The organism is Pseudooceanicola profundus (assembly GCF_054919315.1).
The window spans coordinates 1268470-1286664 of the sequence record NZ_CM142898.1; the positions used below are offsets into that span (position 1 = coordinate 1268470).

Annotated in this window: 19 protein-coding genes; 9 read left to right on the plus strand and 10 right to left on the minus strand. The window is 67.5% G+C overall.

Annotated features, from left to right (window positions below):
• Positions 1–13: 13 nt before the first annotated feature.
• Positions 14–2638, minus strand: a complete 2625-nt coding sequence (locus tag ACX9MO_RS05790) for a glycoside hydrolase family 113 (protein WP_462213855.1) — start codon at positions 2636–2638, stop codon at positions 14–16.
• Between the two features lie 390 nt (positions 2639–3028).
• Here ACX9MO_RS05790 and ACX9MO_RS05795 point away from each other — a divergent pair, with 390 nt between their 5' ends.
• Entirely contained in the window at positions 3029–4270 is a 1242-nt protein-coding gene (locus ACX9MO_RS05795) for an MATE family efflux transporter (protein ID WP_222491298.1), read from the plus strand.
• A 174-nt stretch (positions 4271–4444) separates the two neighbouring features.
• Here the strand turns inward: ACX9MO_RS05795 and ACX9MO_RS05800 are convergent, their stop codons facing one another.
• The 4 genes from ACX9MO_RS05800 to ACX9MO_RS05815 all read right to left on the minus strand — a co-directional run bounded on the left by ACX9MO_RS05800 (position 4445) and on the right by ACX9MO_RS05815 (position 8967).
• Positions 4445–5452, minus strand: a complete 1008-nt coding sequence (locus tag ACX9MO_RS05800; RefSeq protein ID WP_462213856.1) for an acyltransferase family protein — start codon at positions 5450–5452, stop codon at positions 4445–4447.
• Between the two features lie 537 nt (positions 5453–5989).
• Entirely contained in the window at positions 5990–6592 is a 603-nt protein-coding gene (locus ACX9MO_RS05805) for a helix-turn-helix domain-containing protein (protein ID WP_222491294.1), read from the minus strand.
• Between the two features lie 4 nt (positions 6593–6596).
• Positions 6597–7610 (minus strand): Ldh family oxidoreductase, encoded by a 1014-nt coding sequence (locus tag ACX9MO_RS05810; RefSeq protein ID WP_462213857.1) that lies wholly within the window; start codon positions 7608–7610, stop codon positions 6597–6599.
• Between the two features lie 121 nt (positions 7611–7731).
• Positions 7732–8967, minus strand: coding sequence for an NAD(P)/FAD-dependent oxidoreductase (locus tag ACX9MO_RS05815; protein WP_462213858.1), 1236 nt, complete (start codon positions 8965–8967; stop codon positions 7732–7734).
• Positions 8968–9274: 307 nt separating this feature from the next.
• Between ACX9MO_RS05815 and ACX9MO_RS05820 the strand changes: the two genes are divergently transcribed.
• Positions 9275–9514, plus strand: coding sequence for a hypothetical protein (locus tag ACX9MO_RS05820; protein ID WP_222491288.1), 240 nt, complete (start codon positions 9275–9277; stop codon positions 9512–9514).
• A 6-nt stretch (positions 9515–9520) separates the two neighbouring features.
• Here ACX9MO_RS05820 and ACX9MO_RS05825 read toward each other — a convergent pair whose 3' ends face one another.
• Positions 9521–9781, minus strand: a complete 261-nt coding sequence (locus ACX9MO_RS05825) for a DUF167 domain-containing protein (protein WP_462213859.1) — start codon at positions 9779–9781, stop codon at positions 9521–9523.
• A gap of 218 nt (positions 9782–9999) precedes the next feature.
• Between ACX9MO_RS05825 and ACX9MO_RS05830 the strand changes: the two genes are divergently transcribed.
• Positions 10000–11106, plus strand: a complete 1107-nt coding sequence (locus tag ACX9MO_RS05830) for a class II histone deacetylase (RefSeq protein ID WP_462213860.1) — start codon at positions 10000–10002, stop codon at positions 11104–11106.
• Entirely contained in the window at positions 11099–11707 is a 609-nt protein-coding gene (locus ACX9MO_RS05835) for an HAD-IA family hydrolase (protein ID WP_462213861.1), read from the plus strand. Before ACX9MO_RS05830 ends, ACX9MO_RS05835 begins: the two co-directional genes overlap by 8 nt.
• 42 nt (positions 11708–11749) lie before the next feature.
• On the opposite strand, the gene ACX9MO_RS05840 is transcribed toward ACX9MO_RS05835, so the two are convergent.
• Positions 11750–12670, minus strand: a complete 921-nt coding sequence (locus ACX9MO_RS05840) for an NADP-dependent oxidoreductase (protein WP_462213862.1) — start codon at positions 12668–12670, stop codon at positions 11750–11752.
• A 98-nt stretch (positions 12671–12768) separates the two neighbouring features.
• Between ACX9MO_RS05840 and ACX9MO_RS05845 the strand changes: the two genes are divergently transcribed.
• The 3 genes from ACX9MO_RS05845 to ACX9MO_RS05855 all read left to right on the plus strand — a co-directional run bounded on the left by ACX9MO_RS05845 (position 12769) and on the right by ACX9MO_RS05855 (position 14726).
• A complete protein-coding gene (locus tag ACX9MO_RS05845; protein WP_462213863.1) occupies positions 12769–13182 on the plus strand; it encodes a winged helix-turn-helix transcriptional regulator in 414 nt (137 codons plus the stop codon).
• A 267-nt stretch (positions 13183–13449) separates the two neighbouring features.
• On the plus strand, positions 13450–14028 hold the full coding sequence (locus tag ACX9MO_RS05850) for a nitroreductase family protein (RefSeq protein ID WP_462213864.1): 579 nt from the start codon (positions 13450–13452) through the stop codon (positions 14026–14028).
• The gene (locus ACX9MO_RS05855) at positions 14013–14726 is read left to right on the plus strand and encodes an EI24 domain-containing protein (RefSeq protein ID WP_462213865.1); all 714 of its coding nucleotides are present in this window, start codon (positions 14013–14015) and stop codon (positions 14724–14726) included. Before ACX9MO_RS05850 ends, ACX9MO_RS05855 begins: the two co-directional genes overlap by 16 nt.
• A gap of 176 nt (positions 14727–14902) precedes the next feature.
• On the opposite strand, the gene ACX9MO_RS05860 is transcribed toward ACX9MO_RS05855, so the two are convergent.
• Both ACX9MO_RS05860 and mce read right to left on the minus strand, forming a co-directional pair.
• Positions 14903–15187, minus strand: coding sequence for a DUF1467 family protein (locus ACX9MO_RS05860; protein WP_462213866.1), 285 nt, complete (start codon positions 15185–15187; stop codon positions 14903–14905).
• A gap of 3 nt (positions 15188–15190) precedes the next feature.
• Positions 15191–15595 carry a methylmalonyl-CoA epimerase gene (mce, locus tag ACX9MO_RS05865; protein WP_222491271.1) on the minus strand — a complete coding sequence of 135 codons (405 nt, stop codon included), beginning with the start codon at positions 15593–15595 and terminating at the stop codon, positions 15191–15193.
• Positions 15596–15813: 218 nt separating this feature from the next.
• Between mce and ACX9MO_RS05870 the strand changes: the two genes are divergently transcribed.
• Positions 15814–16530, plus strand: coding sequence for a response regulator (locus ACX9MO_RS05870; protein WP_462213867.1), 717 nt, complete (start codon positions 15814–15816; stop codon positions 16528–16530).
• Positions 16531–17007: 477 nt separating this feature from the next.
• Here ACX9MO_RS05870 and ACX9MO_RS05875 read toward each other — a convergent pair whose 3' ends face one another.
• Positions 17008–17601, minus strand: a complete 594-nt coding sequence (locus tag ACX9MO_RS05875; protein WP_462213868.1) for an NAD(P)H-dependent oxidoreductase — start codon at positions 17599–17601, stop codon at positions 17008–17010.
• Between the two features lie 162 nt (positions 17602–17763).
• Between ACX9MO_RS05875 and ACX9MO_RS05880 the strand changes: the two genes are divergently transcribed.
• Positions 17764–18156 (plus strand): metallopeptidase family protein, encoded by a 393-nt coding sequence (locus ACX9MO_RS05880; protein ID WP_462213869.1) that lies wholly within the window; start codon positions 17764–17766, stop codon positions 18154–18156.
• Positions 18157–18195: the final 39 nt, after the last annotated feature.

An 18195-nucleotide genomic window follows, 5' to 3' on the forward strand; every position in this document is an offset into this window, starting at 1 on the left:
GCGCCCCCCGCTCTCAGAGCAGCAGAAGCTCCGAATCGACCAGCGAGAAGCTGAGCGCGCCATTCATGAAGAGGGACGCGAATTCAGAGTTGTCCTGGTAGCCCTCGGGAATGGCCGCGTTGTCAGTGGCATCTTCCCCCTCGATGTGCAGGCCATTCACGTCGATCCAGTCCACGTAGATCCCGGTTTGGTCGACCGGGTTGGTGAAGAACAGGCGCAATTCCTCGGGCGATGCGTCGTCGACGGTGATGGTGAACTCCTGGAAATCCCCCTCCGCGCGCACTGCGGTCACGTCCAGCAGGGCCACGTCCAGCCCGTCGAGGTTGACGAGCAGCTCCGGCGTGAAGTCCTCGGGCCCTTTCCCGGACACGCGCAGCGTGATCTCGGTCTGGCCGCCCTCGTCCTCGGGCAGCAGGATCCCGTCCTGTGCGCCGTAGGCGTCGGCGACGATCTCCTCGGCCAGCCGGTCCTGGACGGAGTAGTCGTTGTCCTGGCCCTGCGCGACGTTCCAGCCCCAGAGGAAGCTGCCCTCGAACCAGTCGCCCTGCTCGCCCCAGACCTGCATGAAGGCTTCCATCATGTTGGCCTGGGCCTCCTCGCTGACCTCGCCAACCAGGTCGTAGTCCCCGGGATCGCTCGCCGCACCTTCGATGCTGCGGAAGCCGATCTCCGTGAAGATGACCGGCAGGTCATATTGCTCCGAGAGCGATTGCGTATAGTCCACCACCGACATTCCGAGCCACTGCGCGAGACCCGAGTCCATGGTCGTCCAGGCCGCGATGAGCTTCTCCACCGTCGGCACCGGCGCATCGGAAAGCGGGAAATACCCGTTGATCCCGATGAAATCGAGCTCGTCCCAGAACTCGATATTGCCCGCCTGCCAGTATTGCGCCGCGATGGTCACATCACCGCTGTAGATGTCGCGCACGTCCGAGATGATATCGAGCCAGTAGTCCGTGTACTCCGGGCCGTAGAGTTCGCCCATCTCGTTGCCGAGCGAGAAGACCTCGACATCATTGGCTTCCGCGATCCGCGCCAGGTCGAGAATATGCGCCTTGTAGCTCTCGAAGAAGGCGTCCGCGTCGTTCGGCGTCAGGTTCCCCGACCAGGTGCCGTCGGCCCCGCCGAGATGCGGCTTCAGAAGGATCTGGAGCCCGCGGGCCTGCGCGTCCTGAATCGCCTGCGTGATGTTGGCCAGCGACTCCGTGTAGTAGTCATCGGCATAGACATCGCTCGCCCATTGATGGGCGACCTGGTAGCGCGAGACGATCGCAACCGCGTTCGCGTTGATCTCGACGACCCCGTCCATGGCAAGCTGCGATTCCGCCAGGACGGCCAGCCCGTTGCGGGCGTAGTCGAGGCTGATGCCCTGGAAGGCCCAACCGTCGGAGCCCCCCTCTTCCGGATCGGGCGGGGTTTCATCATCGCCCCCGTCCACAGGTGGCTCCTCCACGGGCGGTTCTTCGACGGGAGGCTCCTCGAAGCCCCCGCCCGTATCGCCCTCGGGATCCGCCGCGTCGTTGTAGCCCGCCACATAGGATATCGTGCCCGTGAAACTGGCATCGTCCCCGACACGCTGATCATGAACGAGCGTGTTTCCGTCCACGTGGCCAACGGCACCGTCCCCGGTCTGAGAGCGGAGCACACCGATCCCTCCGGCCTCATCCACGAGAGCACCGTTGAGATAGAGCGAGGCTGTTCCGGTCTGCTCCGCGTTCCCGTCCATCACGAGAACCGCGTCATAGGACGTGTTCGCTTCCACGGCGGCGGACAGTTCCGTGTAGTCCCAAGCATCCTTCGCCCCGTTCCAGACAGCCGCATAGAGCGTCCCGCCCTCGATGAAGAGGTTCAGCCCGCGCGTCCGGCCGCCCTGTTCGTAGAGCATCTGGAGATCGTCGATGTTATCGCCGGTCGTGAAACTGACGATCTGGGTCTTTTCGTCGAAGAGCCCCCCGTTGAGCGCCTCGGAACTGTCGATCGTGGCATCGTCACCGTCCTGCCATTCGAAGATGAGCGCCGCGTCGGACAGGCTGGCGATCAGGGCATCATGCCCCTCCACCTCAGGCGTGCCGGAATAGGACGCCGCGGACGGGACGGCATGGATTTGTTCGACCCAGTGGATCGTCCCGCCGAACGTGGCGTCATCGGTAATGGCCGCGCCATCGATACGTGTCTTGCCGGACACTTCGCCAAGCCCGATGGAATCCGCCAGTGACCGGATCGCACCGACACCGCTGGCCGCATCCACCTGGACACCGTTCAGGACCAAGGCGACCAGCCCGCCATCTGCCACCGTCGCATCCAGGATCAGCGCCACCTCGTACTGTGTCTCACCGGCTATGTCCGCCGACAGTTCCACAACACCCCAGCCACCGTCATTCACGTCCCAGACCGCAGCGAAGAGCTGACCATCCTCGATGTAGATGTTCAGGCCGCTGCTGGCTCCGCCCTGTTCATAGAGCACCTGGAGGCCAAGCACGTCTGTCCCCGTGGTGAAATTGATCGCCTGCGTGACCTGTGAAATACTGCCGCCGCTCATGACGTCGGAATTCCGGAAATCAGCGATCTCCCCCTCCGTCCATGACAGGACCGGTGCGGGCGAGACATCGAACTCGAGGGTATTCTGGTATTCGGCCATTGTGTATGGGCTCCATGCAGAATTCATCGCGCTCAACCTGTCGAGGAAAGCTTGCAGAAGTTGGGTACAAGTAAGGAAAGACAGCGGCAGCACCCGGGGGTCGTCGGGCGCACCCCGGCTGTGCACGCGCAGGCCAACGGCTTGGAAACAAGCCCATTTCCTGTGCGACGCAGGGCGATACCCTAGAAAGTCCCGTGTCCGGCGCCGGTTTCCTGCCTCATTCGCAGAGTCCGGGCGCAATATCGTTTCAAGTTTCGAGGATCTTCGGGAGTTGGAGTGAATTTGAGGACTTCAACGCGTGCGCAATGCGCCGACACGCAATTTACTGACTTCAACTTTTGAGATCGTCACCTGCCGGCTTTTTAAATTCAACCATAGATGGCAAAAACCTTGCGAAAGTACCTCCGATTTCTGCCACCTGCCCTCGGACAGGTCGCTTCTGCCGGTTCACAGTTCTTTCTCTCCCTCCAACTGCTGCACACGCTGCCGCCGGAGGAGTTCGGCGCCTTCTCCTTCCTGCTGATCACGGTTCAATTGGGCTACGGCATCAGCAGCGCCCTGCTCTGCGCGCCCTATCCCCTTCTGCTCGGCAAGGCCGAAGACCAGACCACGCGACAGGAGGTGGTCCGCTGCTTCATGAGCGGAAGTCTCTTCTATGCCCTTGCCGGGTCGGTGGTGCTCGGCATGGTTGGGCTGGCGCTTGGTCTTGATGCGACGGCGAACATGGTGCTGCTGGCCTACACGGTCGTCATGCTGCTGCGCTGGTTCGCCCGGTCGCACGCCTACTCCGTCGCCCAGCCCATGCGCGCCGCCTACTCGGACATAGCTTATGGCGCCATGGTCATCGCCGGCACGATCGCGATCCGCGGGCTGCCCGGGTTCAGCCTCGCACAGGCCTTCGGCCTGCTGCTGCTCAGCGCCTTCGCCGCGCTTCTTCCCTTCGGCCCGAGCTATCTTCTGCACCAGTTCTACCGTGTCTCGCTCGGTGCGCTGAAAGACTACCTGAAGGTCTGGCGCGACTATGCGCGCTGGTCCCTGCTGGGGGTGATCACGACAGAGGCCACCGCGAACGCCCACGCCTACCTCGTGACGCTGATCGTGGGGCCCTCCGCCTTCGCCCCGATCGCCGCGGCACAACTGCTGATCCGTCCCATCACGCTGACCCAGAACGCGCTCGGCAACTTCGAGCGCCCCCCGCTGGCGGCCGCGCTATCCAATGGCCGCTACGATGATGCCTTCGACCGGGTGAGCACGCTGCGCCGGATGCTGTTCGTGATCTACGGGATGACCCTGCTGCTTGCCGGGGGGCTCTGGATCTGGCTGCCCGACACGATCTTCCCGCCCGAGTATGACCGCGGCACGTTGATCGCCGGCCTGACGCTCTGGTTCCTGATCGCGGGGCTGACGACGGCCCGCACGCCCGAGAGCCTCCTGTTGCAGGCCCTCGGTGAATTCCGACCCCTCGCATGGGCCAGCGCGGTCTCCGGCGGCCTCTCTGTCGTGCTGGTGGTCGGCTTGCTGCTGATCGCGGCGCCGGTCTGGTCCCTGGCAGGCGTTCTGGCGGGGCAGGCGGTCATGGCAGCGCTGCTGTTTAGAAAGGCCGCCAATGCCCGCCAGGCACTCGACGGATAACCCCGGGGGCCGGAGCGCCCCCGCATGGCACCATGCGGGCAGCGTGTGGCCAGGGGATCAACCGTGATGTCAGGGGCAATGTGCGTCGGTCACCGTTCCGGGTGCGCAGGCGCCTCTCGCTGGATCAGCACCTGATCCCGCCGCACTGGCGGGCGGACCTGGCGGGCGCGGCGCTCACTCCGCGGCACCGGGGCTGACATGCGCCGCCGCCCGCCTGCGCGGACGCAACACCGCCCGCTGCGCCGCACGGGTCAGCGGGCGCTCGATCGCGAAATACACGAAGAAGCCCGCCGCCGTGCCAGCCGTGAAGGCCACGACGATCTGAACCAGGTAGGGCAGACCGGACAGGGCGAAATAGACCGCCCCGATCGCGAAGATATGCGCAAGGTAGATCGAGTAGGACGCATCGCCCGACAGCAGGAACCAGCGCGGCACCCGGTCCGCGTAGCGGTTCACCCTCCCTGCGAGGAGCAGGACCGCGCAGGCGCAGAAAAGCGTCACCGACGACACCAGGTCGATCAACGGAACGTCGACCAGATAGATGTTCACCATGACCAGCACGACCCCCGCCACAAGCCCTGCGAGGGCAAGAGGTTCCCAGTTCGACAACCTGTCATTGATATGGAGGATGCCGATCCAGACACCTGCCACGAAGGCGAGCGTGTCGCGCCGGGTGTAGAACTCGAGCACGGGGCTCTCGAAGTGGGTCAGCGCGCCGATCACGACCGAGGCTCCGAAGAACAGGGTCACCGCGAGGGCGCGCTGTCTGGCGTCGAGCCATGCGAACCCCGCGAAGATCAGGTAGAAGTACATTTCGAAGTTGAGGGTCCAGCCCAGCTTGAGCACCGGAACGATCTCGTCGGACCCCGGGCGCTCCGCCGGGATGAACAGGAGCGACTTCACCAGGTGACCGATGTCGAAAACGGTGCCCTTGAACGCGGAGGGCAGAGCCAATGCCAGCACCGCCGCAAGGATCGACATCACGTAGTAAAGCGGCACCACGCGCAGGATACGGCGCGTCATGAAGGCCCCCGGGTTGAAGCGGCCATGGCCTGTCGTCACGACCATGATGAAGCCGCTCAGCACGAAGAAGAGCGTGACGCCAGCCACGCCGATCGTCCAGGTCAGTTCCGGTTGGGACGGAAGCGGGTGCGCTATGGCATGGCACAGCACGACAAGCACTGCCGCAATACCTCTGCCCCACTGAAGGCCATCAATTCGATTCATCGTAATACCACGGTGGCGAGCCCCAAGGTATTGCGCGGGCCAAGCACCAATTCCTCAATTCAATCGAGATTCTGAATAGCTTGCTTTCCGATTCGAGGCGCGCGGCTTTGCGCTGTAAGGGAGCGCCGGGCCCGAATTTCTTTGATCTGCCACTATCACAGGCAGTTCCGGCAGGAAGCGGCGCGGCCGGGGCCTCCCTCGGCGGTCTTGCCACCGGCGGCGCCGGAACCGGTCCGGCGCGCTGTCACCCGGCCCCTCCGTCGACAGGCCGCCACGAACAGGGGCCTGTCAGCGCAAAGCCCGCCGCCGTGTACCGTCCCATATGCCGGTCTGGCGTCGCCCCGACGCAGACCTCGCAAAGGGCCTCCCCCGCGGGATCAGTGGCTCATCCTTGCCCCCGGAGCCCCTTCCGACGTCCGCCAGCCGCCTGCGAACACGCACGACGGACAGGGCCAGTGTGCCGAACAGTTTCAACATGTTGGCGCAGCCGTCTCAGCGCTCCAGCACGCCATGCACCCGCGTGGCAATCCAGAGCACCGTGGCCTCCTGCGCGCTGACCGAGATCAGCGCGTGCCCCATGGCGCTGTCGAAGTAGGAGCTGTCCCCCACCCCCAGCCGGACCGGTGCGTAATGTTCGGTGTGCAGTTCCACCTCGCCATCGAGGACATAGAAGAACTCCTCGCCCCGGTGGCTCTGCAACCCGTCGAACTCGGCGATCGACCGGGCGCGGATTTTCGTCAGCAGGGGGTTGAACGCCTTGGTCGCCAACTCGGTGCAGAGCATCCGGTAGTCGTACTGCGGCGTCGACTGCACCGCGCCCTGCCCGGCGCGGGTGATCGTGCGGCGCCCGTTCACCGGGCTCTCCGCCGCGCCGCCGAAGAGCTCTGCCACGTCCACCCCGAGGCCGAGCGCAAGCCGCAGCAGCGTCTCGTAGGTGGGCGAGGTCTGGCCGTTCTCGATCTTGGAGACCGCCGAGGCGGAAATCCCCGCACGCCCGGCCAGATCGTTCAACGTCAGGCCCGCCCGTTTGCGCAATGCCTGCACCCGCTCGCCGAGCGGGGGCAGGGACAGCTGGGGCTCGACCGCGCCCGCCATCGGATCAGGCCGCGCCCGAGGCGAGCGCCTCAAGCCGGGCCAGCACCGGGGCCTCCAGCGGCACCTCCGTGCCGGGCCCGACGGGCACGGCGCGGCGCCGTGCGCCGGGGTAGCGGGTGAACCCCGCCTCGGCCAGCTGGTCCACCAGCACGCGCCCCCGGTCGGCGAAGGCCGTGCCCGCACCGTGGGAGGGATCGATGGCCAGCAGGATCTGCCCCGTGCGCGGGGTCTGGGCGCCGGGATGGCCGGACCAGTCGAACTCGAACGAGAAGTTGCCGCCCGAGATCCCCGCCGCCATCAGCTCCACCATCAACGAGATGGCGGAGCCCTTGTGCCCGCCGAAGGGCACCAGCGCCCCGCCGTGGAGGATCGCCTTGGGATCACCGGTCAGCTGGCCCGCGCTGTCCATGCCGGTGCCCTCGGGCAGGCTGCGCCCCTCGCGCGCGGCGATCTGCACGTCGCCATGGGCCATGGTGGTGGTGGCGAAGTCGAAGACCAGCGGCGGCTTGCCCGCGATCGGCGCGGCAAAGGCGATGGGGTTGGTCCCAAGCACCGGTTTCACCGCCCCCGCGGGCACCGAACAGGTCATGCTGTTTACCATGGAGAGCGCGATCAGCCCCTCGTCGGCAAAGGCCTCCACATCGGGCCAGAGCGCGCCGAAGTGGTGCGAGTCCCGCAGGGCCAGAAGCGCCACGCCCTGCCGCCGGACCCGCGCCACGAAGGCGTCCCGGGCGACGGCGAGGGCCGGCTGTGCAAAACCGTTGCGCGCATCGACCCGCAGGAACCCGGGGGCGACGTCCTCGACCACCGGCACCGCCGTGCCGTCGACCCAGCCCGAGCGCAGCGTGCTGACGAAGCCCTCGATGCGGAACACCCCGTGGCTGTAGGACTGCGCCGCCTCGGCGCCCGCGACATTGGCGGCGAGGATGCCCGCGACGGTCTCGCTGCAGCCGTTGGCGGTGAAGACCTTCGCCAGCAGGGCGGCAAGGTCATCGCGGGTGAGTGTCATCGTTTCCATGGTCGTCTCCTCGGTCAGTCGAATTTGGGGCCAGTCGGTTGGGAGCCAGTCGGGTGGGGCCAGTCGGTTGGGGCCAGTCGGTTGGGGCCAGCCGGCTGGCGGCCGTCAGGGCGCGGGCCGGTCAGGTGAAGCGCGCCGGATCATAGGGCGCGGGATCGGTGCAGGGCGCGACATCGAAGGCGATCTCGGCCAGCAGGCGGCCGGTGACGGCGCCCAGTGTCAGCCCCATGTGGCCATGGCCGAAGGCCACCAGCAGCTTGTCCTGCCCGGGCATCCGCCCGATCACCGGCAGGCTGTCGGGCATCGAGGGACGGAACCCCATCCACTGCCGCCCGCCTTCGCGGTTCAGGCCCGGCACCACGGTTTCGGCATGGGCCACCATCCGCTCGGGCCGGTCCCAGTTCGGCGGGGCCGCAAGGCCGCCCAGTTCCACGCCGCCGCCGACGCGCAGACCCATCTCCATCGGCGTCATGAAGTAGCCCTTGTCCATCACGCAGACCGGGCGGGTCAGGCTGACCTGCGGATCGGGCAGCGTGAGGTTGTAGCCGCGCTCGGTGTCCAGCAGCGGACGGTAGCCGAGCGGCGCGCAGAGCTTCAGGGAATGCGCCCCGCAGGCGATGACGATCCGGTCGAAGCTCTCGGCCGGGGCGCCTGCGGGCTTCAGCTGCGGGCCCTCGCCCTTCATCTCGATGCGGTCGACCTCGGCCCGGCGGATGCGCCCGCCCTGCGCCCGCAGATGGGCGGCCAGCGTGGTGACGATGGCCTCGGGGTTCACGGTGTGGTGCCAGTCGGGCACGTGGAAGGCGCAGGTATACTCGGGCGACAGCGCGGGCTCCATCTCGCGCAGGCGCTCGGGCCCGATCTCCTCGATCGCGATGCCGCGGGCGCGTTTCATCTCCCACTCGGGCAGCTCGGCTTCCAGCGCCTTGCGGTTCCGGAAGATGAAGAGCGCGCCTTCGCGCCGCACCAGCGCCTCCGCCCCGGAGGCGGCGAGCAGGGGGGCATATGTCTCCTTCGCGCGGCTGCAGAGCGCCGTCAGCGCATCGGAAATCCGCGCGACCTCCCCCGGGCGACCGGCCTTGAGGAAGGCGGCGAGCCAGGGGGCCAGCCTGGGCAGGTAGGACCAGCGGATCGCCAGCGGGCCATGGGGGTCCGCCAGCATCCCCGGCACCGACCAGACGAGGCCGGGCATGGCGATCGGCGTGACCTCCGAAAAGGCGAAACAGCCCGCGTTGCCGAAGGAGGCCCCCTGCCCCGGCGCCGACCGGTCGAAGACCGTCACCTCGGCGCCACGCGCCTGCAACGCCAGCGCCACGTTGACGCCGATGATTCCCGCACCGATCACTGCAATCCGCACAGATGTCTCCCCGGTTTGATCCCGAAGACGCCGGAGCGCGCCCTCTCTGCCCAAACTTCTAGCGTATAAATTTTCCTCTAGGAAAATAATTTTCCCGATTTGTCGCGCCAGTTTTGACTGCGGCAAGGCCGCTCCCGCGCTGAAACGGCGGGCTTCGTGCAAGGGCCTGCTTGCAGGTTTGGCAGTTCTCAAGCACCGTGGGGGCCGCTAAGACACCGGCCATTCGGGCCATTCGGGCGCGCGTCAGCCTGCGCCCCGGGGCCGCCCGAGGGACAAGGACAGACACCGTCAGCCCAAGAGGTAGATCATGTTCACGATCGAGCACGAGTTTGATGCAACCGTCATTACGCTGGTCGACGATGGCCCGGCGCCGCTGCAGGAAGACATCTCGATCAATGCCTTCACCGAATGCGTGACGCTGGAGCAATACGACGCCCGCACCGACGAAGTGCTCAAGATCACCCTCTCGCCCTCGCAGCTGCGCGACCTCGCCGCGGCCCTGAACCTGCCCGAGGGCAGCTACGTCCTGCCGCCCAAGGCGCGCTGAGGCGGTTCACTCCACCCGGAAGACCTTGTCCCGCGCGGTCTGGCCCCGCACCAGCGTGAGCCGCGAGCGCGCGAAGCCCATGGCCTTGGCCAGCAGCTTCTGCACCGCCACGTTCGCCTTGCCGTCCTCCGGCACCACGGTGACATAGACCCGCAGCGCCCCGTCCTCGCCCCGCTCGATCCGGTTGCGCGAGGCCTTGGGCGTGACCCGCAGGGCGATCTCGGTGCCGGGCTGCGCAAGGTCGGTGAGGTCTGGAAGCTGTGCCATGGGCCCGGCATGGCGGCTGGCCACGCGCCTGTCAATCGCCGCGCCACGGCCCTGCCCCCAACCTGCCCTCGACAGGCGGCCGGACCGCACCTCGACGGCCACACGCCCCACCGGTCCGGGCGTGCACCGGCCACTTGCCGCCTCCTCCCCGCGGCCCCTCCCCTTGCCAATCCCGCGCCGGAGTGGTCGGATCGCGCCGAACGACGATGGAGACGACGATGAAGACGGGCTTTTACTGGGACGAACGCTGTTTCTGGCACTCGGGCGGCAACTACGCGCTGACCCTGCCGGTGGGGGACCTCGTCCAGCCGCTCGCGGCGGGCGGCCTGCCGGAAAGCCCCGAGACCAAGCGGCGGCTCAAGAACCTGATGGACGTGACCGGGCTGATGGGCGACCTGCATGTCTCCTCGGCCCCGCAGGCCACCCGCGAGGAGCTGGAGCGCATCCACCCCGCCGCCTTCCTCGACACATTCAAGGAAACCTCCGACGCGGGCGGCGGCGAGCTGGGCCTGCGCACGCCCTTCGGCAAGGGCGGCTACGAGATCGCGGCACTCTCGGCCGGGCTGGCCACGGCCTCGCTGCGTGCCATCCTGAAAGGCGAGGTGAAGAACGCCTATGCGCTCTCACGTCCGCCGGGGCACCACTGCCTGCCCGACTGGCCCAACGGCTTCTGCCTGCTGGCCAACATCCCCGTCGCACTGGAAGCCGCCCGGGCCGAGGGTCTTTTGGGCCGTGCCGTTGTGGTCGACTGGGACGTGCACCACGGCAACGGGACCGAGGCGATCTACTACGATCGGGACGACACGCTGACGATCTCGATCCATCAGGAACACAACTACCCGCTCGACAGCGGCGAAGTGGAAGAGCGCGGCAAAGGCGCGGGCGAGGGCTGCAACATCAACATCCCGCTGCCACCGGGCGTCGGCCATCACGGCTACCTCGAGGTGATGGAGAAGATCGTGGTGCCCGCCATCGACCGCTTCAAGCCGGACGTGATCATCATCGCCTGCGGCTTCGACGCCGGGCCCTTCGACCCGCTAGCCCACATGATGTGCACCGCCGAGACCTATGCCGAGATGACCCGGCTGATGATGGCCGCCGCCGATCGTCACTGCGGCGGCAAACTGCTGGCCGTGCACGAGGGCGGTTATTCCGAGGCCTATGTGCCGTTCTGCGGCCACGCGGTGATCGAGACCCTCTCGGGCAGCGCGCATGTCGCGCCGGACCCGATGGCCAAGACCGTGGCCACCCGCCAGCCGAACGAACGGGTGCGCGCCTTCCACTCGACCCTGATCGACGAGATGGCCGCGGCCCATCTTGGCTGAGACCGGCCCCGGCCCGCGCTGCCTGATGCTCGACGTGGATGGGGTTCTGGTCCATCCGCGTCAGGGCGGCAGCTGGGCCGGAACCATCGCGCAGGACCTTCGGATCGACCCGGAGGCCCTGCAACGGCTCTTCTTCCGCCCGCATTGGTCCGCGATCCTCACCGGGCGGGAGGCGCTCGACACCGTGCTCGCGCGCTGCCTGCCGGCCCTGCACCGCGACCTGACGGTGGCAGAGGTCCTCGACTACTGGTTTTCCCGCGATGCGGCTGTGGATACGGCCGTCCTGGCGGAGGTCGATGCCCTGCGTGCCGCGGGCTGGCGCGTCCTCCTTGCCACCAATCAGGAACCGCTGCGGGCGCGCTACCTGATGGAGGAGCTTGGGCTCGGCGCCCATGTGGACGGGATGCTGTTCTCCGCCGCCCTCGGCGCGGCCAAGCCGGACGCCGCCTTCTTTGCCAAGGCGCAGGCCGCCATCGCCCTGCCCGGCCCCGAGATCATGTTCGTCGACGACACCCCGGCCAACGTCAAAGCCGCACAGGCCGCGGGCTGGCAGGCCCGGCTCTGGACGCCAGGCACGGGCCTGCGGGCCCTTCTGCGCTGATCCCGCCCGGGCCCGCGCGCCTGCACCGGACCGCGGCGCTTCTCAGGGGATCAGGGCGACCTTGCCCGCCGGGCGGGCCTCGGCGAGGTAGTCCTGCGCGGCCCCGGCCTCGGCCAGCGGGAAGGTCCGGTCGACCACGACGCGCAGCGCGCCCTCGGCCATCAGCGTCATCAGCGCGGCCATGTGATGGGCCCCGGGCCGCACCATGATCCGTTGCAGATGCACGCCCCGCGCCTGCGCCAGCTGTGCCGCCGTCTCGGTGAAGTCCAGCAGGGTGATCACCTTGCCCCCGGCCCGCGTGAGCGCGACGGAGGTTTCCGCCTGCACCCCGGCCTGCGGATCGAGGACGAGGTCGAAGGGCCCCACCGGCTGTGCCCGGTGGTAGTCCACCGCGATGTCGGCCCCCAGTTCGCGCAGCAGCTCCAGCTTGCCGGCGCTCGCCGTGGCGGTGACATGGGCGCCCCGCGCCTTGGCGATCTGGACCGCGAGATGCCCGACGCCCCCGGCGCCGGAATGGATCAGCACCCGCTGGCGCGGCGCGAGGCCCCCGGCCACCACCAGCGCCTGCCACGCGGTGAGCCCGGCCAGCGGCAGGGCCCCGGCCTGCTGCAGGTCTACCTGCGAGGGCACGCGGGCGATCTCCTCCTCGGGCACGATGGCATGGGAGGCATAGGCCGCCGCCTGCTGCGGGAACCGCGCAAGCCCCGCCACCCGGTCACCGGGGCGGTACCAGCGCACGCCCGGGCCCACGGCCTCGACCTCGCCTGCCAGATCCCAGCCAAGGGTGAAGGGCGGCGCGCCGATGAGGGGGAAATCCCCGGCGCGCACGGCGGCATCCACCGGGTTCACCCCCGCGGCCACGACACGCACGCGCAGCTCGCCCGGTCCCGGCTCGGGTGTGGGTTTCTCGGACAACTGCAAGACCTGCGCACTGCCCGTGCGTTCTTGAGTAATGATCTGCATGAAATGCTCCTGCCGTTCTATGCGACGTTGACGAGCGCCTTGATTCCACCATAACTTCCGTTTGTGAAGTAGGCACCTTTTTGGAAAGTAGTTACCTCATGGTTAGCAATGCGGCAGAAAGCTATCCTTTCGATGTCTTCAAGCGGCACTGCGCCTCGCACATGGTGCTTGAGCTGCTCTCGGGCAAGTGGACCTACCTTACGGTCACCGCGCTGAGGCAGGGACGGATGCGCAACGCCGCGCTTGCACGCAAGATCGAGGGGATCTCGCCCAAGATGCTGTCCCAGACCCTGCGCGGTCTGGAACATGACGGTCTGGTGCTGCGCACCGTCCATGCGGAAGTGCCGCCGCGGGTGGAATATGAACTCACCCCGCTCGGAGAGGAACTGGCCGGTTTGATGGATCAGATCTGCATCTGGGCACAGAACCACGTGCCCGACATCCTCATCAGCCGCGCCGCCAACGGCGACGCCGAGGCGCAGGCCCGCCTCGCCGCTGCCCGCGCCTCCTGAGATCGCAGGCACCGGCCGCCCTCGCGTGTTGCGGGCGGCCTCCGGTGCCCAGCACCGGGCCGCGATTGCAGCGCCCTGCCCCACCCGCTCCTCCGCCCTTCGCCGTCCGATCAGTCGTCCGATCGACCGTCCGCTCTACCGTACTTGGGGCGGTGCCGGGTCCTCCCGTGGCGACGGGCGGGTGCGATCCTGAGGCTTTTCGTGGGTTTAAAGCTTGAATCCCCGCGCCGCAGCGCCGACATGTCGGGGCAGCGACAGGAGTGATCTATGCCCGAAAGAAACCAAGCCGCCCTCGATTTCCTGCTGACCCGCCGGTCCCGTCCGCCCAAGACGCTGACCGCCCCCGGGCCGTCGCGCGACGAGATGGAGGTGATCCTGACCGCCGCCGCCCGCGTGCCCGACCACGGCAAGCTGGAGCCCTGGCGCTTCATCGTGCTGGACGGTGCGGCGCTGGATCGCCTCGCGGGACTGGCCCGGACCCGGGGTGCGGCACTCGGCAAGGACGAGGCCGATATCGCCAAGGCGGCCAAGCAGTTCGAGGATGGCGTGATCTGCGTCGCCGTGGTCGAGAGCCCGAAGGAAAGCCCCAAGATCCCGGTCATCGAGCAGACCTATTCGGCGGGCGCCGTCTGCCTCGGCCTCGTGAACGCGGCGCTGGCTTCGGGCTGGGGCGCGGGCTGGCTGACCGGCTGGCACGCCTTCGACCGGCCGTTCCTCGAAGAGGGTCTGGGGCTGGCCCCGCAGGAGAGCCTCGCCGGTCTGGTCTACCTTGGCACCGAAACCGCCGCCCCGCCGGAACGCCCGCGCCCGGACCTCGCCAAGGTGGTGACATGGCAGTCGGAGTGATCCTGCAGAGCTTTGCCCTCGCGCTGTCGCAGGCCGGGGACCGGCGGTTCCGCCGGGTGCTCTTCCTCGGGATCGTGCTGACCTTCGCACTGCTGGTGGCGACCTATGCCGCCCTCCTCGGCCTGCTGCAGTGGCTGGTGGGCGACAGCGCCACCCTGCCGCTGATCGGCGAGGTGACATGGGTCGGAGAGCTGGTCACATGGTCCAGCTTCTTCGCCATGATGGCGCTCTCGGTCTTCCTGATGGTGCCGGTGGCCTCGGCCATCACCTCGCTCTTCCTCGACGACGTGGCGCAGGCGGTGGAGGACCGGCACTATCCCCACCTGCCCGCGGTGCCCCGGCTGCCGATCCCGGAGCAGATCAAGGACTCGCTGGGGTTCCTCGGCGTGCTGATCGGGGCGAACATCGTGGCGCTTGTGCTCTACGTCCTGTTTCCGCCCTTCGCGCTCTTCATCTTCTGGGGGCTGAACGGCTTCCTGCTGGGGCGGGAATACTACACGCTGGCCGCGATCCGGCGCGTGGGCCGGGAGGAGGCGAAGCGCCTGCGCGGCCGCAACTGGCTGTCGATCTGGGCGGCGGGCGTGCTGATGGCGGTGCCGCTGTCGGTGCCGCTGGTGAACCTCGTGATCCCGATCTTCGGGGCGGCGACCTTCACCCATATCTTCCACCGGCTGGATGGCGGCCTGAAGCGGGCCTGAAGCAGGCCTGACCGATCGGAGCGGCTGCGCCGCACACGACGCCTGACGCGGCCTGCGCCGCGCGCGGGGGGCTGCCTGCCCCCCTTGCCGCCCTGCGGGGCGGCAAGCCCCCCGGGGATATTTCCGAGCGAAAGATGTACCGGTCAGGTGATGGTCAGGAGATAGTCAAGTGACCGTCAGTTGACGGGGCCGCGCGGGTTCATGCGGTGGAAGAGGTCGATGTCGGCGATGGTCACCCAGCCCGACAGGATGATGCCGCAGACGATGGCCCAGAGCACCAGCGTGACCCCGGTGGTAATCCAGACCTTCTGCTTGAGGTAGTGGTGCTCGGGCGCGCCGGACTGGGTGCCCGGCGTGACCTTGCCCATGTCCTGCTGGGTCTTGAGCTTGATCGGCACGACCACCAGCAGGGTGAGGAACCAGATCACCGCGAAGAGCACGAGGGCAGAGGTGATCGCCATGGATCAGACCTGTTCCAGCTCGACGAGGCAGCCGTTGAAGTCTTTCGGATGCAGGAAGAGCACCGGCTTGCCATGGGCGCCGATCTTGGGCTCGCCCGTGCCGAGGACCCGCGCGCCGGCTTCCTTGAGCTGGTCCCGGGCCGCGAGGATGTCCTCGACCTCGTAGCAGATGTGGTGGATGCCACCGGCGGGGTTCTTGTCGAGGAATCCCTGGATCGGGCTGGCGTCGCCAAGCGGGTAGAGCAGCTCGATCTTCGTGTTCGGCAGGTCAATGAAGACCACGGTGACGCCGTGATCGGGTTCATCCTGCGGCGCGCCGACCTCTGCGCCGAGGGTATCGCGGTACTGTGCCGCCGCGGCCTCGAGGTCGGGCACGGCGATGGCGACGTGATTCAGGCGACCGATCATGATCTCTCTCCTCTTCCTTTCGATCCTTATGCGCGGCTGCGTCTGGCCACGCAAGCGACAGGTCCGCGCAGGGACGGGTCTGCGACGGCGTCGCCCCCCGTAGATGGCTTAAGCTTTCATTAGCCGAGGATCGCTACCCTTCAGGGGCCGGAACGCGCCGGGCAGACGTTTGGGGATGCGTGCGGTCGGCGGGAACGGGCCATCGAGGGAGACAGGCGATGAATGACGTAGAGCGACAGTCCGGCCGGCCGGCCCCCACCGGGGACCGCCCGCTTCTGGGCCTCACGGTTCTGGTGGTCGAGGACAGCCGCTATGCCAGCGATGCCATGCGACTGCTCTGCCTGCGGTCCGGAGCCCGGATACGCCGGGCGGATTCCCTGGCGGCCGCGGAACGCCACCTGCGGGTCTACCGGCCCTCTGTCATCGTGATCGACCTCGGGCTTCCGGACGGCACCGGCCTTGACCTGATCGCCACGCTGGCCGACGCCCGACCCCGGATCGCTGTCATCCTTGCCACCAGCGGGGAGGACCAGCTGCGCGACAGGGCTCTCGCGGCGGGGGCCGACGGGTTCCTGTCCAAGCCCTTGGTGAGTGTCATGGCGTTTCAGGATGCCATCCTGCGCCACCTCCCGCCCGAGTTTCATCCACGCGGCCCGCGCGAAGTGCTCTCGGACCGGGTCGAGCCGGATCCGATCGCCTATCGGGACGACATGGCCCACCTGGCCGGGATGCTGGCGCCCGGCGCGCCGGTCGAAGTGGTCGACTATGCCCGACAGTTCCTGCTCGGCGTGGCGCGCGGCGCTCAGGACGTGGCGCTGTTGCGGGTGCTGGAGCGGTTGGAGGCCACACGCCGGGAGGGGGCCGCCCATGGAGGGGACGTGGCCTGCCTGGCTGGATTGTTGAGGGACAGGCTGGCAGAGCCGGTTGCGATCTGAGGAGCGGGCTGTGGCTGGTGCGACGGGCCGGCTTTTCGGCGGCGGCAGCGCGACGGTTCAATGATCGGCCCAAAGCGGGGTGCGTCGGAAGCGAGGGCCGCTTTGGGGCCGGTCTCGTGAAGAGAGCGACGGGGCGTCCGTTGGACCCCGAGGGTCGCAGGCGGCGGTGCGGAATGTTTCGGAGCGATGCAGAGGAATGCGCGTGCTGCCTCAGTTCGGAGACCTAGAGACCTAGAGACCTAGAGACCTAGAGACCTAGAGACCTAGAGACCTAGAGACCTAGAGACCTAGAGACCTAGAGACCTAGAGACCTAGAGACCTAGAGACCTAGAGACCTAGAGACCTAGAGACCTAGAGACCTAGAGACCTAGAGACCTAGAGACCTAGAGACCTAGAGACCTAGAGACCTAGAGAAGACCACCTCCGGGCCCGGTGTCCACCGGCCCCGGAGGTTTTTTTTCGATCAGGCGGCTCCGATCAGGCGGAGAGCTTCGCCGCGATCTCGGTCAGGCGCTTGGCCTGGTGGGCGACGGCGGCCTTGCCGGCATCGTCGAACTCACCGGCCTTGGCGGAATAACCGTAGGGGTTGCCCCCGGCCTCGAAAATCGCCCCGTCGGTGTAGCCGGGTGCCACGATGACCGAGCCCCAGTGCATCACGGAAATGTAGAAACTCAGCAGCGTGGTCTCCTGCCCACCGTGGACGTTGCCCGCGCTAGTAGAGGCGGTGACCGCCTTGTTCACCAGCTTGCCCTCGTTCCAGATGCCGCCCATCGTGTCGATGAACGCGCGGACCTGGCTGGGCGCGGAGCCGTAGCGGGTCGGGAAGATGAAGTAGTAACCATCGCCCCAGACCATGTCGTCGAGCGTGACCTCGGGGATGTCCTGCATCTTGTCGTATTGCGCCTTCCAGGCCTCCTGCCCCTCGACGACCGACATGGGCGCGGTCTCGGCGAAGCGGCGCAGGCGCACCTCGGCGCCGGCGGCCTCGGCGGCTTTCGCGGCCTCGAGGGCGACGGCGTGGTTGGTGCCGTAGGTGGAATAGAAGGGAACGACGATTTTCGGCTGTGCCATGGGATGCTCCTTTCGGCTGTTGCAACAGAAGGTAGGGCGCCCCCGGCCCTCCGGCGACAGGCACCGGCGCAAACCCGCTGTGCGGGGATGCAGAGGCTTTCCCCTTGGTCACCCATGCGCTGCCCCCTTTCCAGAGCCCCCCTGCTGCGCCATATCGAAGGCATGGCCCAGAACATCTCCCTTGCCTATTTCGAAGAGATCGCCAACCGCACCGTGGCCGATCTGCCCGAGGCCTTCCGCGCCGGCGCGCGGGAGGTGGTGATCCTCGTCGCCGACTACCCGGATGCGGAGATCCTCGCCGAACTGGAGATCGACGACCCGCTGGAACTGACCGGGCTCTACGAGGGCATCCCGATGACGGAGAAATCCATCTGGGACCTGCCGACACAGCCCGATGCGGTCTGGCTGTTCCGGGAGCCGATCCTCGCGGAATGGCGGGATCGGGGCGACGTGACGCTGGAGGACCTGATCGCCCACGTCACGATCCACGAGTTCGCCCATCACTTCGGCTGGTCGGATGCGGAGATCGCGCGGATCGACCCGTGGTGGGAATGAGACGGGCCTCGCGGAGCGCCGACACCCCCGGACCGAGCT